The organism is Streptomyces sp. NPDC048254 (assembly GCF_043201895.1).
In the GTDB taxonomy this organism is placed as follows: Bacteria; Actinomycetota; Actinomycetes; order Streptomycetales; family Streptomycetaceae; genus Streptomyces.
The window spans coordinates 235,101-250,112 of sequence record NZ_JBICZJ010000003.1 but is presented as its reverse complement, the minus strand read 5'-3'; the positions used below and the strand labels follow the sequence as shown (position 1 = coordinate 250,112).

The following is a 15,012-nucleotide window of genomic DNA, read 5'->3' as shown; positions in this document are numbered from 1 at the left end:
GGTGAGGTGAGCGACGGGCGGCGGGCGGGGGTGGCGGGCTCGGGCGGTGCGCCCGGCCGGGGTCAGGCGTTGCGCCGGGCGCGGGCGTACATCTTCTCCGGCTGCGCCATGTACCTCCAGGGCCAGGAGGTGTACGCGCCGCGCAGCTCACGGAAGACCTGCGGCAGCGCGATCCGCTCGGAGGCCAGGGACAGGGCCATGGCGAACGCGTTGAAGTCCTGCTGCCAGCCCGTGCGCCGTACGTAGGCGGGGTGGAGGACGCTGCGCTCGGCCGCGTCCAGCAACTCGTCCTGGATATCGGGGGTGACGAGGCAGTTCTTGCGGTCGGCCTCGACCCAGTCCTCGATGTGCGCCACGGCGATCACACAGCCGAGACGATGGCCGTCGGGCGCGTCGGCGAACGCCCCACGCGCGAACGCCAGGGCCTCACCGGGCGCACCGCTCCAGCGGGGCTGCAGGTGCGACACCCACTCGATGTGGGTCTCCGGGTCCAGCGGGTCGCGGCGCAGGGCGGCGTCGAGGCGGGTCTCGTTGACCGCGGGGCCCAGCGACATGCCGCGGCCGGAGGTGAGGAGGCGGCGCCACGGTGTGACCCATTCGGGCCGCAACTCGGCCGCCTCCAGCAGCTGATCCTCGGCGATGCGGAGCCGCTCGTGGAACACCCGCCACTGCGCGGGCGTGACGTCCACGGCACTCGCGCGGGTGCGCGCCTCCCAGCCCCAGACGATGTGGCGCGCCCCGGATATCAGCAGCGCGGTGGCCCGGTGCTCCTTGTCCTCCTCGACGGCCCGGCCGATCCAGTCCTGCACACCGTCCAGTTCGGCCAGTTCGCCGAGGATCTGGTCGTCCCGGCCGAGGTCGAAGGGGCCCAGCGCCGCCTTGACCGCCGTCCAGTCCCCGGCTTCGGCCGCCTCCACCAGCGCGAGCACCCGCGCGTCTCCGAGTGCGCGCAGCGTGTACATGCCGTTCCCCAGCCTGCGTGGGGCGGGAAGGGCGTGCGGATCCGCGGCCGGTCTCTCCCCGCCCCTGCCGAACAGCTTGTCGAACATGCCGCGCCCTCCCCAGGATCCGCGTGATCGTCGGGTGCAGCATAAGCGGCAGCACCGACAGCACTTCCACAGGGTTTCCGCCGGTGGTTCACGGGGACGGTCGCGAAGCGGTCGACGGGGGTGAGACCGGCCGCGGACGTTCGCATCAGGCGCCGAAGACCTGGAACTCCGAGACCTGCCCGGCCGGCCAACCGTTGTTGGCGGTGAAGGTGAGCCGTACGTAGCGGATGGTGACGGTGGCGGGGAGCGTGAGGGTCGCGGTGTTGCCGGTCGCCGGGTTGAAGGTACAGGGCGCTGCGGCGAGGAGTTGGGTGGAGGTGCCGGCGTCCGTGCCGCCCTGGACGGAGATGGTCTGGGTGCGGGTGGCCCAGGCGGTGGCCGGGGGGAGGTTGAGGACGATCCGCTTGATGCCGGTGGCGGCGCCCAGGTCGACCTGGAGCCACTGCGGGAAGGCGTTGTTGGCGGACTCCCAGTAGGTGTTGGCGTCGCCGTCGGTCGCGTTCCCCGAGCCGTAGATCTGGGTGTGGCCGCTCTCCGAAGTGGGGCGGTGGAGGGCGAGGTTGGTGGTGCTGGAAGGGGGGTCGGTGGTGACGGTGACCTGGTTGGAGGGCTGCGACACGTTGCCCGCCGCGTCGAGGGCGGCGACGGCGAAGGTGTACGCGGTGGACGCGCCGAGTCCGGTGACGGTGAAGGAGGTTGAGCTGGTGGTCCCCACCTGGGTGCTGGTCGAGCCGGACACCTGAAGGATCCGGTAGCCGGTCACGCCCACGTTGTCGGTCGACGGGTTCCAGGTCAGCGAGACGGAGTTGGCGGTGTGCCCGGTGGCGGTCAGGGCACTCGGCGCGGTGGGCGGTGTGGTGTCACCGCCGGTGGGGAGGGTCGGCTGGGTGGGGCGGGTGGCGGTCAGCGCGATCTGGCCCTTGAGCATGCGGCCGCCGTCGCCGGTCAGGCGCAGGTAGTAGTCCGAGGAGCAGGCCGTGCCGTCCTCGTCGAGGGCGAGGAAGCCGGAGTCGGTGGGCACCCAGGCCTGGGTCTCGGCGGTCTTGGCGATCTGGTTGCCCTCGTTGTACTCGTCGAACATCGAGATGTAGATGCCCTGCACCCCGGCCCGCACCACGTTGTAGAACTGCCGCCACATGAAGTCGCCGTGCGCGCGCTGCCGGCCGGAGACGTCGCCGGGCAGGACGCAGGGCTGGTAGTCGATGCCGTTGGCGTTGCAGTCGGCCTGGTCGGGAACGGTGTAGGTGGTGTAGGCGTTGTCGGCCTCGGCCACGTTGCCGATGGCGCCGACCATCCACGGCGAGATCATGTGGAAGGCGTGGTAGACGCCCAGGAAGCCGGCCTGTGAGCCCCCGGTGCCGGTCCGCCATTCGCGCGGGACGCCACCGATGACGTAACACCCCTGGTTCTTGAACCAGTTGACGACGTCGAGGCAGGCGTCGGGGGTGAAGGGGTGGTTGGGGTCGTTGAAGCCGAAGCCCCAGATGCAGACGACCGGCTTGCCGTTCTGCTTCGCGTACGCCGAACTCGCGGTGTGCGCGGACATCTTGTTCGTCCAGTCCGTCTTGATCTCGGACTGCATGTTCGTCCAGTTGGAGACGTCGTACATGATGTAGAACTTCCGGCCGTACGACTCGGCGGCGCTGCGCACCTTGGTCGCCATGGCGTCGCGGGTGGGACCCTCGCCGCCGGTGGGGTTGAAGCGCTGGAGCGCGGCGGTGTCGATGTTGTTCTGCTGCATCCACAGGAAGTGGGTGTTCACGGTCTGCTGGTCGTAGGAGGAGAACAGCTTGGCGGGCTGGCCGTTGCCCAGGGCGGCGTACGACGTCTGGTACGTGCTGGTGTAGTCGCGGACGTCGGGCCAGCACTTGATGTTGGTGTTGTTCCGGGACGGCGACTGGCCCCAGTCCTGGCTCCAGTGCCACCAGCCGTTGATGGGCGCACCGTCGCCGACGCACGCGAACCAGCCCTGGTAGCCGACGGTGATCTTGCCGACCACGTCGCCGGGCGAGCCGGCCGCCGACGCGGTCTGGGCGAGTACGGTCTCGGTCGCGCCCACGGTTCCCACCGCGGTGGCCGCGACCGCGGCCCTCAAGAAGACTCTGCGTGTGACACCCATCTGGACTCCATTCGGTGGTCGGTGCCGCCGGGCGCGCCCGCGCCCGGCGGCACCATCGGGTCGGTTCAGCTGTTCCAGACCTGGAACTCGGAGATCTGACCGGCCGGCCAGCCGTTGTTCGCCGTGATGTTCACCCGGACGTATCGCTGGGTGGTCGCGGAGAACGTGATGGTGACCGTGTTGTTGGTGGCGGGGTCGAAGGTGTACGTGGCCGACGACTTGATGGTGGTGAAGGCGGAGCCGTCGGTGCTGCCCGACAGGGACAGCGTCTGGTTACGGGCGCCCCAGGCCGCCGGGAGCTGGAGGACGACGCTGCTGGCGCTCTGCGCGGAACCGAGGTCCACCTGGACCCACTGGGGGAAGGCGTTGTTGGCGCTCTCCCAGTAGGAGCCCTGGTTGCCGTCCGTCACGTTCGACGAGGCGTAGACGTCGGTGTGGCTGGACTCCGTGGTGGCCGCGCCGGCTGCCAGGTTCCGGCTCACCGTGCCGGCACCGGTGCCGGTCAGCGCGACCGTGGCCGTGCCGTTCGACGCGTTGCTGGCGATGCTGAGGTCGCCGGTACGGGTGCCGGACGCGGTGGGCCTGAACGTGACGCTCACCGTGCAGGAGGCGCCCGCCGCGATCGACGTCCCGCAGTTGTTGGTTCCCGAGAAGTCGCCCGTGACGGTGATGCCGGAGACGGTCGCGGCGGCGGTTCCGGTGTTGGTCACCGTGACCGTCTGCGCACTGCTGGAGGTGTTGAGCGCCTGGGTGGGATACGACAGCGACGTCGGGCTGGTCGACAAGGTCGCCGGCGAGGAGCCGCCGGAGCTGGGGAACACCTGGAAGTCCGACAACTGGGCGGCGTTCCACCCGGTGTTGGCGGTGATGTTCACCCGCACGTATCTCGCCGTGGCGGCGTTGAACGTGATGGTCACCGTGTTGTTGTTGGCGTTCGGGTCGAAGGTGTACCCGGCCGACGCCTTGATCGTGGAGAAGCTGGAGCCGTCCGTGGAGCCCTGCACCGACAGGGTCTCGGTGCGCGCCGACCATGCGGTGGCCGGCGGGAGTTTGAGCACGACCTTGCCGACGCTGTAGTTCTGGCCGAGGTCGACCTGGGCCCATTGCGGGAACGAGCCGTTCGTGCCCTCCCAGTACGTCGAGGCGTCGGTGTCGGTGAGGTTCGAGGCGACGTACGGGCTGGAGCTCGAACTCGCCGTCGCCGGTCGCCCTGCGGCGATGTTCGTGGTGCTGTCGATGCCGGTGCCGGTCAGGGCGACGGTGGTCGGGCTGTTGTTGGCGTTGCTGGTGATGGTCAGGTTGCCGGCCCGGGATCCGCCCGTGGTGGGCTTGAACCCGACGTTCACCGTGCAGGACGCGCCGACCGCGAGGGTGGCGCAGTTGTTGGTCTGGCTGAAGTCACCGGTCGCCGCGACGGCCGAGACGGTAGCCGACGCCGTGCCCGAGTTCGTCACCGTCACCGTCTGCGCGGTGGCCGACGAGCCGACCACCGTGCCGGCGAAGGACAGGCTCGCCGGGTCGGTGTTCAGCACCGGGCCCGGCGCGGTGCCGGTACCGGAGAGGCTTACCGTGTTGGTGATCCCGCCCGCGTTGACGGTGAGAGTGCCGTTACGGCTGCCGGTCGCCGTCGGCGCGAACTTCACGCTGACGGTGCACGAGCCGTTCGCCGCGATCGACGAACCGCACGTGTTGGTCTGGGAGTAGTCACCGCTGGTGGAGATCGACGAGACGGACGCGGCGGTGTTGGTCGGGTTGGAGACCGTCACGGTCTGCGCGGCGCTCGTCGAACCGGTCGCGACCGAACCGAAGTTCAGCGCGCCGGGGGTGGCCGTCACGCCCTCGGACGGATAGGGCGGGAAGACCGGAGCCGGCCAGCCGCCGCAGTACGGCGTGCCGCTGATGCCGGAGTTGCCGCCGCCGTCGGTGACGACGAAGTTGCCGCCCGAGCAGTTGTAGACCGGGGACGAGTAACCGACGCCGGTCGCCGTGACGTTGGTGAACTTGGCGGCGCCGCCGGTCTGTTCCTGGAGCGCGAAGGTTCCGGTGCCGGCGATGGTCACGTTGTTGAGGTTGACACCGCTGATGGTGCCCTCGACCCACTGGACCGCTTCGTAGGGACTCTGCTGGATCAGCGCGTTGGTCACGTTGATGGGGCCGGTGATCGCGCCCTGGCTACCGTCGAACCACAGGGCGCCGACCCCGAACTGCCAGTTGGGGTCGAGGCTGCCGGCCCGGATCATGGTGTTGTCGGAGATCGTGGTGAGGCCGACCGGTGTCGACGTGAAGCGTTGCCCCACGTGGATGCCGCCGCCCTGGGCGAGGCCGGTGTCCACCACCCGGTTGCCGCTGACGGTGTTGTCGTGGCCGCCGTAGATCGCGATGGCGTTGGCGAGGATCTGCAGGGACACGGTGTTGTTGGAGATCGTGTCGTTGGCGTCGGCACCGATACCGGAGTCCGCCCAGGTGGCGATGCCGTCGTCGCCGGTGTTGCGGATGTCGCTGTTGGTCACCTTCGAGTTGGTGACGCCGCCGTGGAAGTTGATGCCGTCCGCGGTGGTGTCCCGGATGCGCATGCCGGTGAACGTCAGCCCGTCCATCGGCCCGTCCATCCAGGCGCCGACCTTCATGTGGTCGATCCACAGGTTGGAGACGGTCGAGTCGCTCATCGCGCCGCCGATGCCGTTGACCTGGGCGCTGTCGTCGCGTTCCTGCACATTGCCGAAGATCGCGAAGTTCTGCAGGCGCACACCGGTGCTCGCGTTGGGCGCTGAGTTGCTAGCCGGGGGCCGTGCCGATGACGGTCGAGTACCACATGCCGGCGCCGGCGATCGTGACGTTGTTGACGCTGATGTGGCCCGGGATGTTGTAGGTGCCCGGCGGGATCCACACGGTGCCGCCGGGGCCCGCCGAGCTGATCGCGGCGTTGAACGCGCTGGTCGCGTCGGCCACACCGGTCGAGTCGGCGCCCTTGCTGGTCACCGACACCGCTCCCGAGGGTGCGGTCAGGGCGGCGCCGACCTGCTCGAAGTCGGCGAAGTCGATCGTGTACGAGGATGCGGTGTCGCCCGCGTCCACCTGGAGCTTGAAGGTCGTTCCCGCCGGATACGTGGTGGAGAACAGGCGGTGGGCCTCGTCGTAGAAGTGGTGCGGGTTGCTGCCCGGAGTGTTGGTGAAGGGGTAGCTGCCGTAGTACCAGCTGTAGGCGTTGGTCAGGGTGAAGTCGGGCTGCTTGACGCCGTCGACGTACAGGGACAGCGCGGCGGTGTAGACCGAGCCGTTCGAGGTGTCGGGGATGCTGTAGCGGAAGTTGATCGAGTTGGTCGCCACCGGCGTGGTGAACGTGACGTACTTGCCGGTGCCCTGCAGCGTCGTCGCCTTGCGGTACGACGCCTCGTCGGCCAGCTGGCCCTGGGTGTAACTCGGTCCGATGGACGTGCCGTTGGTGGCGGAGTTCTCCGCCTGCACCTCGACGTACGGCAGGCTGGCACCGCTGCCGCCGGTGGCGGTGGACGCCGCCCAGGCCGGTTGGACGGCCAGAGCGACGACGCCGACGGCAGCCACCATCGCGGTGCTGACCAACCAGACGAGGACTCGTCTCAGATCTCGGATGGAATGGAACACTTGCCACTCCTTACGTAACCAAATGCCGGAACTGTCCCGCTAGTGCCGCCAGAGAGGGAGGGGAGACAGGGGGTTGGTGACGATGCATGGGGGACCGTAATATCGTTGACATGATCACGCAATAACTAGACAGAACTCTGCAACAAATAAAAATGCGGCCCGCAAGATCTAAGGCATCGCGCACATGGCGGTGCCGCCGGACGGAGTGTCCGGCGGCACCGTGGGGAGCGTGGGGTCAGGGGGCCCAGATCTGGAACTCGGAGACCTGGCCCGCGGGCCAACCGTTGTTGGCCGTGATGGTGGCGCGGTAGTAGCGCTGGGTGGTGGCGGGGAAGGTGAGCGTGACGGTGTTCCTGGTAGTCGGGTCGAAGGTGTAGGCGGCCGAGGACTTCAGGGTGGTGAAGGTGGTGCCGTCCGTGCTGCCGCCGAGGGTGAGGGTCTGGTTGCGGGCGCCCCAGCCGGCGGGCAGTTGCAGGACGACGCGGGAGGCGCTGCGGGCCGAGCCCAGGTCGACCTGGACCCACTGCGGAAACGCGTTGTTGGCGCTTTCCCAGTAGGACCCCTGGTTGCCGTCCGTCACGTTCGACGACGGGTAGACGTCGGTGTGGCTGGACTCGCTGGTGGGCTTGCCGGCGGCGAGGTTGGTGCCGGGGGTGACGGTGCCGGCGGTGAAGTCGAGGTAGTTGAAGTTCCAGCCGCCGGTGTCCTGGTTGAGCGTCAGAGTCTGCCGCCCGGCGGGCAGGGTCACGTGGGTGGTCGCGGTGCCCCAGGTCTGCCAGTCGCCGGTGACGGGCAGGTCGACGGCGCCGGTGAGGTTCGTGCCGGAGGCGTCCGACAGGTGCAGCGCGCCGGTCACCGCGGACGGTGCCGCGATCCGCAGGTTGACGGTGTAGGTCCCGGCCGTGGCGACGTCCACGGTGTAGCGGAACCACTGTCCGGCGCCGGTCCAGCCCAGGTTGTAACCGCCGCCGGTGTCCGAGGTGTTGTCCAGGTCCACGCCGTCGGCGCGGTAGGAGTTGGCGTTGCCGTTGACGGAGGTGACGTTGTAGGCCACCCCCTGGCCGCCGGTGTCGTAGTTCTCCGCCTGCACCGTGCCGGGCACGGCGGCGGGGGTGCCGCCGTAGGGGCCCTCGGGCGCGGGCGGCGGCCAGTGGTTGTCACTCAGCGTCGCGACGAACCCGGTGGAGTTGTTGACGAAGGCCGAGGCACCGGGGTCGAGTCCGGTGACCGTGTTGCCGGTGATCGTCGCGGAGCCGGTGGGCGCGGGGTAGAACGACGGCGAGATCGCGATGCCGTTGCGGCCTGGGTCGTTGACCGTGTTGTCCTGGAGCAGGGTGTTGGTCGAGGTGGAGAAGGCGATCCCGTCGTAGAGGGAGTCGTTGACGGTGTTGCCGGTCACCGTGACCTTGTCGACGGTCCCGGTGTTCTGGCCGTCGCCACCGTTGCCGATGTGCAGGGCGGGCTGCCCCTGGCTGTAGGCGTTGCCGCCGGAGCGGACCACGGTGTTGCCCGTCACGGTCGCGGACAGCAGGTCACTGCCGTTGACACCGAAGCGCCCGGCGCCCAGACCGATGTAGCGGGCCGTGTCGCTGATGTAGTTGTTCCTGACCTGGTGGCCGCTGCCCCCGTAGATCCCGACACCCTTGCCGCCCCAGGGCGCGATCGAGGTGTTGTCGCTGACGGTGACGTTGGTCATCGGCTTGTAGAAGGTCTGGGAACCGTCGCTGTTGGTGTTGTAGTTCACCGAGTTGATGGCGATCGCGTCGTCCCCGGTGCCGCGGACGAAGTTGTCGGTGACCGTCAGGTTGTTCCCGGTGTCCGCGTTCAGCGACACGTTGTTGACGTTGATCCCGTCCGCCCAGATCGACGTCAGCCTGCTGTTCTGCACCTTGCCGCCGGTACCGGAAGCCCAGAAGCCCGACATGGTGTGCTGGGTCCAGATCCCGTCGGCCAGCCAGTCGGTGCCGGTGGTGTCCATCGCGCCGCCGTCCCCGCCGATGGTGCTCCGGCTGACGGCGTTGGCGTCGATGTGGAAGTCACGCACCGTGCAGGACGTGAGGTCGAACAGGGCTGCCAGCGGTGTGCTGTTGGGGACCGGTACGTCACGGTAGACCGTGCTGTACCAGAGCCCCGCGCCCGCGATGGTGATGCCCTGTGCGTTCAGTCCCGCGGTGCCCTTCACGTAGAAGGTGCCCTGCGGGATCCACAGAGTCCTGCCCTGCGACTGGGCCTGGTCGATGCAGGTCTGGATGGCGGCCCGGCTGTCCACCGCCTGGCTGTCGGCCGCGCCGTTGGTCGGGGTGTTGTCCGCCACCGCGCCGCAGCTCGTGATCGAGATCGAGTTCGCGGGCTGGGTCAGCGGCGCCGGCGGGTTCTCCACGTCGACGGAGTCCACGTCGTAGAAGGACGCGCTGTTGGCGGAGTCCTTGCGCAGCGAGAACGTGGCGCCCGCCGGGATCGGGGCCCCGGTGACGAAGGTGTGCGACTCGTCCCAGAAGACCCGCGGGTCGCCGTCGGCCGGGTTCTGGTTGTCGCTGGTGTTGTAGTTGCCGTTGCCCTCGTACACCCAGGTCTGCTTCGAGTTGAGGTTCAGCGCCTGCCGGAACACCCCGTTGACGTACAGGTTCAGCGTTCCGGTGATGCCGCCGCCGGACGCCGAATCCGGGATGCTCGCGCGGACGTTGAGGAAGGAGATCGGCTGCCCGGTGGTGTTGGTCCACTGCACCGACTGGCCGGTGTCGCCCAGGTGGACGTAGGAATGGCCGGAAGCCTCCAGGGCGGCGCTCGAGTACTGGGTCGTCGGCGCCGAGGTCAGCGACCGGACGGCCGCGCCCCCGCCCGGCGTTCCTGCCTCGGCCTCGTAGACCGAGAACGGCGTCGTCGCACCCACCGCCGCGCTCGCTGCCGCGTGCGCGGCGGACGGCAGCGCCGCCTGTGTGGCGGCGGCGGGTAACACGGACACGCACATCGCGCCGACCGCGGCGACGGCGGCCACCGCCAGTCGCCGGGGTCTGGAGATCGTCAGCATGTGAGGCTCCTTCACGGAGTGGGGGGAAACCGGCGCCCCGACCGTACAGAGCCCTCATCCACCCCGCTAGATTCCGACGAAGTAAAGAATTAATCTCCCAAGTAACTGCAAGGTTCTTTCCTCGTGATGCAAATCCTCGATGTCACGGACGGCCAGCGATCGCGGAGGGGGCGTCTCAGGCTCCGGCGCCTCCCGGCGGCCGGCCGGGGCGGCAGAGGGAGCAGGGTGCGGCCGGGTGGTACGTCCGTGGCTGACCTTCCGGCGGAGGTCCGGCGTACCGTACGGTGCGAATGCAGGACCGCTCCGGCCGAGCCGGGCGGGGCCGGAGAGGGAGTATGAGCGAGCAGTCCAGCGGTCACAGCGCTGTTGCGGACATCGGGACGCCGGCCGGCGAGATGGTGGTGGTCGAAGACCTGCGCCGCGCTTACGGCAGCGGCGACACCGCCGTCCACGCCCTGCGCGGTGTCTCCTTCAGCGTGGCGCGCGGCGAACTCGTCGCCCTCAGAGGTCGTTCCGGCTCCGGCAAGACCACCGTGCTCAACCTGGTCGGTGGCCTCGACACCCCGGACGGCGGCCGGATCATCCTGGACGGCACCGACCTGGCCGGCCTCGGCGACGACGACCTGCTGGCGCTGCGCCGCGACCGCATCGGCTTCGTCTTCCAGTCCTTCGGCCTCATCCCGATTCTGACCGCCGCCGAGAACGTCGGGGTCCCGTTGCGCCTGCGGAAGGTCCCGGCCCGCGACCGCGAAGCCCGCGTCGCCCTTCTGCTCTCCCTGGTCGGCCTCTCCGACCACGCCGACCAGCGTCCGGGCGAGCTGTCCGGCGGCCAGCAGCAGCGGGTCGCGATCGCCCGCGCGCTCGCCAACAACCCGGCGCTGATCATCGCCGACGAACCCACCGGCCAGCTCGACGCCGACACCGGTCTCACCGTGATGGACCTGCTGCGCGCCGTCGTCCGCAGCGAATCCGTCACCGCCCTGGTCGCCACCCATGACACGCAACTCCTCGCGCTGGCGGACCGCGTGCTCGAACTCCGCGACGGCCGCATCATCGAGGGCGGCTGACGGCACCGCCCGCGGCCCGGCGGCGTCCGCCGGCGGAACGCCCTGGACGGCGCGTACCTGGCACGGACTTCCGCACTACCCTGGCGGCTGTCCGACAGTGTCATCCGCAGACTTCACCTCCTCGGGGGACCGCGTGGCAGTGCACCAACAGGCGACCGGGGTACCGGACTTGGACGAGCTGCGCCGGCGGGCCGCCGCGGCAGCCGCCCCGCGGCGCGAGGAGGGGCTGGTCGTCTGCGAGAACCTGGTGCGGATCTACCAGACCGAGGGCGTCGAGGTGCAGGCCCTCCAGGGCCTCGACCTGGCCGTGGCCCAGGGCGAGATGATCGCGGTGATCGGGGCCTCCGGCTCCGGCAAGTCCACCCTGCTGGGCATCCTCTCCGGCCAGGACGTGCCCACCGCGGGTGCCGCCGAGGTCGCCGGACACGACCTGCTGACGATGAAGCGCCGCGAGCGGCTGGAGTACCGGCGTACCACCGTGGGCTTCGTCTGGCAGCAGACCTCCCGCAACCTGCTGCCCTACCTCTCGGCGGCCGAGAACGTGATGCTTCCGATGACGTACACCGGGGTCAAGCGCGCCCGGCGCCGCGCGCGGGCCGAGGAACTGCTCGACCTGCTGTCCGTCGGCCACTGCCGGGACCGCATGCCCGACACGCTCTCCGGCGGCGAGCAGCAGCGGGTCGCCGTGGCCGTCGCCAACGCCAACGAGCCCCGGGTGCTGTTCGCCGACGAACCCACCGGCGAACTCGACACCGCCACCAGTGACGAGGTCTTCGCCGCGCTGCGCCGGGCCAACGAGGACCTGGGCGTCACCGTGATCGTGGTCACCCACGACGCGCTGGTGTCCGAGCAGGTCCAGCGCACCGTACGGATCCGCAACGGCCGTACCTCGACAGAGGTGCTGCGCCGGGTCGCCACCGGCGAGGACGGCGTCGATGTGCTCACCGCCGAGGAGTACGCGGTACTGGACGCCAGCGGTCGGCTGCAGCTGCCGGGCGAGTTCACCGAGCGCCTGCACATGCGCAGGCGGGTACGGCTGGCCCTGGAGAGCGACCACATCGGCGTATGGCCCGACGAGGCCGCCCGGCGGGCGAAGTCCGACGCGGAGAACGCCGAGGATACGAAGGATACGGAGGATACGGAGCGCGCGGAGCATACGGAGAACGCGGCCGGTGGCGGCCCGAACGCCGCGAACGCGCAGTAGGCGGTTCCTCCGGGGGCCGCCGCGCGCACCCGCCGTGTGCGCGGCCGTTCAGGTGAGGCGCAGTACGGCGCCCAGGCGGCGCCGGCGGGCGAGGACGGTCTCGGTGGCCGCGGCGGCCAGGATCAGCGCGGTCACGCCTGCGACCAGGGCGACGGTCAGCGAGTAGTCGGTCCGCAGTGCCGGTTGGGCGGGGCCGCCGGTGAACTGCCGCAGGTCCAGTGTCGGGGCCATGAGCCGCGGTTCGAGCAGGCCGAGCAGCGTGCCGCCCACCGCCGATGCCACCGCCAGCGGCAGCAGTTGCACGAAGTGCAGCGCCCCGGCTTCCTTGCCGCCGAGTCCTAGCGTGCGCAGGAACGAGGCGGTGCGGCCGCGCTCGTGGGAGGTGAGGGTCAGTTCCAGGGCGAGCGCGAGCAGGCCGGACAGCGCGGCCAGGATCGAGGTGATGGTGTAGATCGTGCCGAGTCCCCGCGTCAGGCCGTCCGCGCGCAGGGTGCTCAGTGTCTCGGAGCGGACGCGGATCCGGGCCAGCGGCCCGAGTGCCTTGGCCGCCGCCGACCGCAGTGCCGCGGGCCCGGTGGTGGCGGGCCCGCGGGATGCACTGCCCTTGAGGAGCAGGACCGTGCTTCCCGAGGACTGCTGGGGCATCAGATGCTCGGCGGTGGCGGTGGTGATCAGCAGGGGCGTCCCGGCGGGGATCTCCGCCGTGACCGGCCCGAGGAGGGGGTCGCGCAGTTCCGCGGCGGTGAGGGTGCCGACCGGCTTCAGGTTCAGGTCCACCGGGGGCTGCCCCTGGGTCACCACCGTGGCGGTGAAGCCGCCGGTGCGCTCGCTCGCCCGCAGGTCGGGCGAGAGGAAGGACGGCAGCGGGGCGCTCGCGCCGGCCCGGGTCCCCGGCGGGGTGGCCAGCCCGGACAGCAGGGCGTCGGCCAGCGGCGACTTCGGGGCGATGGCGGCCAGTTGGCGGGGATCCACGGTGATCACGGCGACCCGGGAGATCACCGCGCCGTCGGCCTGTCCCGCCAGGTCGAGGGTGTGCAGACGCTGGAGGGCGGTCCGTATCCCGGTGTCTGCCGTGGGCGCTGAGGTTACGGTCCCGGCCACGGTCGCGCTCGCGTCGGCGCCGGTGGTCCAGGCCGCTCCCGTGGCCAGGCCGTCGCCGATCGTCCGTTGCACAAGGCCACCGAACACGGCCGTGCCCAGGGTCAGGACCAGGACGAACAGGGCCAGCCCGGTCGCCGGGGCGTCGTGGGCGGCCCGGGCCGCTCCGATGAAGCCCACCGCTCCCCGGCCGCGCCGGGCCTGCCGCAGCACCAGGCGCAGCACGAGCGGACAGATCCGCAGCAGGATCAGTGCGACGGCCAGCGCCACCAGCACCGGCACCGCGCCCAGGATCCCGTCGGGGCCCTGCGAGCGCAGCGCGACCACGCCCGCGGCCGCCGCGAGCAGCACCGTCAGTTCCAGGACCACGCGCCGGCCGACGGCGGTCTTCCGGCGCGAGCGCCGCAGCCGGCCGGGCCTGCGCGGCTCGCGGACCGCGAGCCAGGTCATCAGCGGCACCGTCAGCACCACCACCGCGGCGGCGAGGGCGGCGGGCACCGGTTGCGGTGATCCGGAGGTGCCGGTGGGGGCGAGGGCCCGTCCGGCCGCCCAGCCGAGCAGGGCGGCGATCAGCACCACCGGCCAGGCCACGGCGCAGCGCAGCAGCACCAGCCGCGCCGTGGACGCGCCACGCGCCCGCTGCAACCGCAGGTGCGCCTGCCTCCGGCGCAGCAGCAGCCGTACCGCGACGGTGACGGTGGCCAGCGCGACCGCGGCCAGCGCGTCGACGGCGAACGTCGCGAGCGCCCTGGCCTGTTGGTCCTGAGCGGTGAACGCGGCGAGCAGCGGCGTCAGGAAGTCGTTCACCAGCAGGGGCCCGGTGGCCTGGCCGCCGACCTGGCAGCTGATGTCGCCGGTGATCGGGTCGACCCCCTGGCACAGGGTGGCGCTCAGGTCCGCGCTGTAGTGGGACAGTGGCCCGGTCAGCGCGCGGGCCCGGTCGAGCGCCGCCCCGGACAGGTCGGCGCGCACCTGCCAGGTCACCCGCGGGCCGCCCACCCCGACGCCGGCCAGCAGGTCGGCGGCGTCGAGGCCGACGAGGCCGCGGACGGCGAGCACCGTGCCGGCGGAGCGCTCCGCCGGGTAGCGCGACGGCTGGTCCAACGTCTCCCGGCCGGTCCAGAAGTCGTCCGCCGCGGCCGTGGTGCGGTAGACGCCGCTCACCACCAGTCCCGCGCGGGGCGGTGCGTTCTGCACTCCGAGCGTCTTGTCGAAGTCAAGGGTCAGCCGACTGCCGGCCCGGACGCCCAGCGCCTGCGCGGTGGCCTGCGACAGCCCGATCTGGGGCGCGGTGCCCAGCGGCGTGTGGTCGGCCGGCGCACGGCCGCTGACGTAGTGCAGATGGGCCCGCGCGGACGGCAGGTAACTGACCGTCAGCCGGGTGCTGGTGTCCGCCCGCCCCGGCGGCCGCGGGGAGATCAGGGACGCCTGGTTGTAGTCGTAGCTGCCGCCGCCGGCGAAGGTCAGATGCCGTGCGGCGGAGCCGCCGAGGTGGTCGGTGAGGGTGCGGCCGGCGCCGAGCAGGGTGGCCATGTTCACGGCGGGCGGCGAGGTGTTGAAGACCTCCGGTGTGGTGCTCAGGCTGATCAGGGGCGCCTGAACCTGCGCGGCGTCGACGCGCTGCCGCAGTGCCCGGTCCTCCTGGCGGCCCGCGAAGACGGGCGCCCAGGCGCACAGCGCCGTCAGCATCAGGACCAGCACCGCCAGACAGGCCAGCAGCGGCAGATCGCCGCGGCTCTCCTTGCGTATCAGGCGCTGGGTCACCGCCGCGCCCGTGCTCATGGGTCGGGTCTCCGCCGCGCCCGTGCCCATGGGCTGCGTGCCCG

At 70.8% G+C, this 15,012-nt stretch carries 8 protein-coding genes; 2 read left to right on the top strand and 6 right to left on the bottom strand.

Annotated elements, in window-relative coordinates:
• Window positions 1-62: 62 nt before the first annotated feature.
• The 5 genes from ACGFZQ_RS10885 to ACGFZQ_RS10865 all read right to left on the bottom strand — a co-directional run bounded on the left by ACGFZQ_RS10885 (window position 63) and on the right by ACGFZQ_RS10865 (window position 9,817).
• Window positions 63-1,049, bottom strand: a complete 987-nt coding sequence (locus ACGFZQ_RS10885) for a hypothetical protein (protein WP_393840050.1) — start codon at window positions 1,047-1,049, stop codon at window positions 63-65.
• A 145-nt stretch (window positions 1,050-1,194) separates the two neighbouring features.
• Window positions 1,195-3,168, bottom strand: a complete 1,974-nt coding sequence (locus ACGFZQ_RS10880) for a discoidin domain-containing protein (protein WP_393840049.1) — start codon at window positions 3,166-3,168, stop codon at window positions 1,195-1,197.
• A 65-nt stretch (window positions 3,169-3,233) separates the two neighbouring features.
• The gene (locus ACGFZQ_RS10875) at window positions 3,234-5,915 is read right to left on the bottom strand and encodes a choice-of-anchor D domain-containing protein (RefSeq protein ID WP_393840048.1); all 2,682 of its coding nucleotides are present in this window, start codon (window positions 5,913-5,915) and stop codon (window positions 3,234-3,236) included.
• 28 nt (window positions 5,916-5,943) lie between these two features.
• A complete protein-coding gene (locus ACGFZQ_RS10870) occupies window positions 5,944-6,789 on the bottom strand; it encodes a glycosyl hydrolase family 28-related protein (protein ID WP_393840047.1) in 846 nt (281 codons plus the stop codon).
• 235 nt (window positions 6,790-7,024) lie between these two features.
• Window positions 7,025-9,817 (bottom strand): carbohydrate-binding protein, encoded by a 2,793-nt coding sequence (locus ACGFZQ_RS10865; protein ID WP_393840046.1) that lies wholly within the window; start codon window positions 9,815-9,817, stop codon window positions 7,025-7,027.
• Window positions 9,818-10,152: 335 nt separating this feature from the next.
• On the opposite strand from ACGFZQ_RS10865, the gene ACGFZQ_RS10860 reads away from it, so the two are divergent.
• Window positions 10,153-10,884 carry an ABC transporter ATP-binding protein gene (locus ACGFZQ_RS10860; RefSeq protein ID WP_393840045.1) on the top strand — a complete coding sequence of 244 codons (732 nt, stop codon included), beginning with the start codon at window positions 10,153-10,155 and terminating at the stop codon, window positions 10,882-10,884.
• A gap of 139 nt (window positions 10,885-11,023) precedes the next feature.
• Window positions 11,024-12,088, top strand: a complete 1,065-nt coding sequence (locus ACGFZQ_RS10855) for an ABC transporter ATP-binding protein (protein WP_393840372.1) — start codon at window positions 11,024-11,026, stop codon at window positions 12,086-12,088.
• Between the two features lie 48 nt (window positions 12,089-12,136).
• On the opposite strand, the gene ACGFZQ_RS10850 is transcribed toward ACGFZQ_RS10855, so the two are convergent.
• On the bottom strand, window positions 12,137-14,968 hold the full coding sequence (locus ACGFZQ_RS10850; protein WP_393840044.1) for a hypothetical protein: 2,832 nt from the start codon (window positions 14,966-14,968) through the stop codon (window positions 12,137-12,139).
• Window positions 14,969-15,012: the final 44 nt, after the last annotated feature.

Bases quoted from the DNA above. Each gene is read 5' to 3' on its own strand.
- ACGFZQ_RS10850 (WP_393840044.1), bottom strand. From the start codon at position 14,968: ATGAGCACGGGCGCGGCGGTGACCCAGCGCCTGATACGCAAGGAGAGC.
- ACGFZQ_RS10865 (WP_393840046.1), bottom strand. From the start codon at position 9,817: ATGCTGACGATCTCCAGACCCCGGCGACTGGCGGTGGCCGCCGTCGCC.
- ACGFZQ_RS10885 (WP_393840050.1), bottom strand. From the start codon at position 1,049: ATGTTCGACAAGCTGTTCGGCAGGGGCGGGGAGAGACCGGCCGCGGAT.
- ACGFZQ_RS10880 (WP_393840049.1), bottom strand. From the start codon at position 3,168: ATGGGTGTCACACGCAGAGTCTTCTTGAGGGCCGCGGTCGCGGCCACC.
- ACGFZQ_RS10860 (WP_393840045.1), top strand. From the start codon at position 10,153: ATGAGCGAGCAGTCCAGCGGTCACAGCGCTGTTGCGGACATCGGGACG.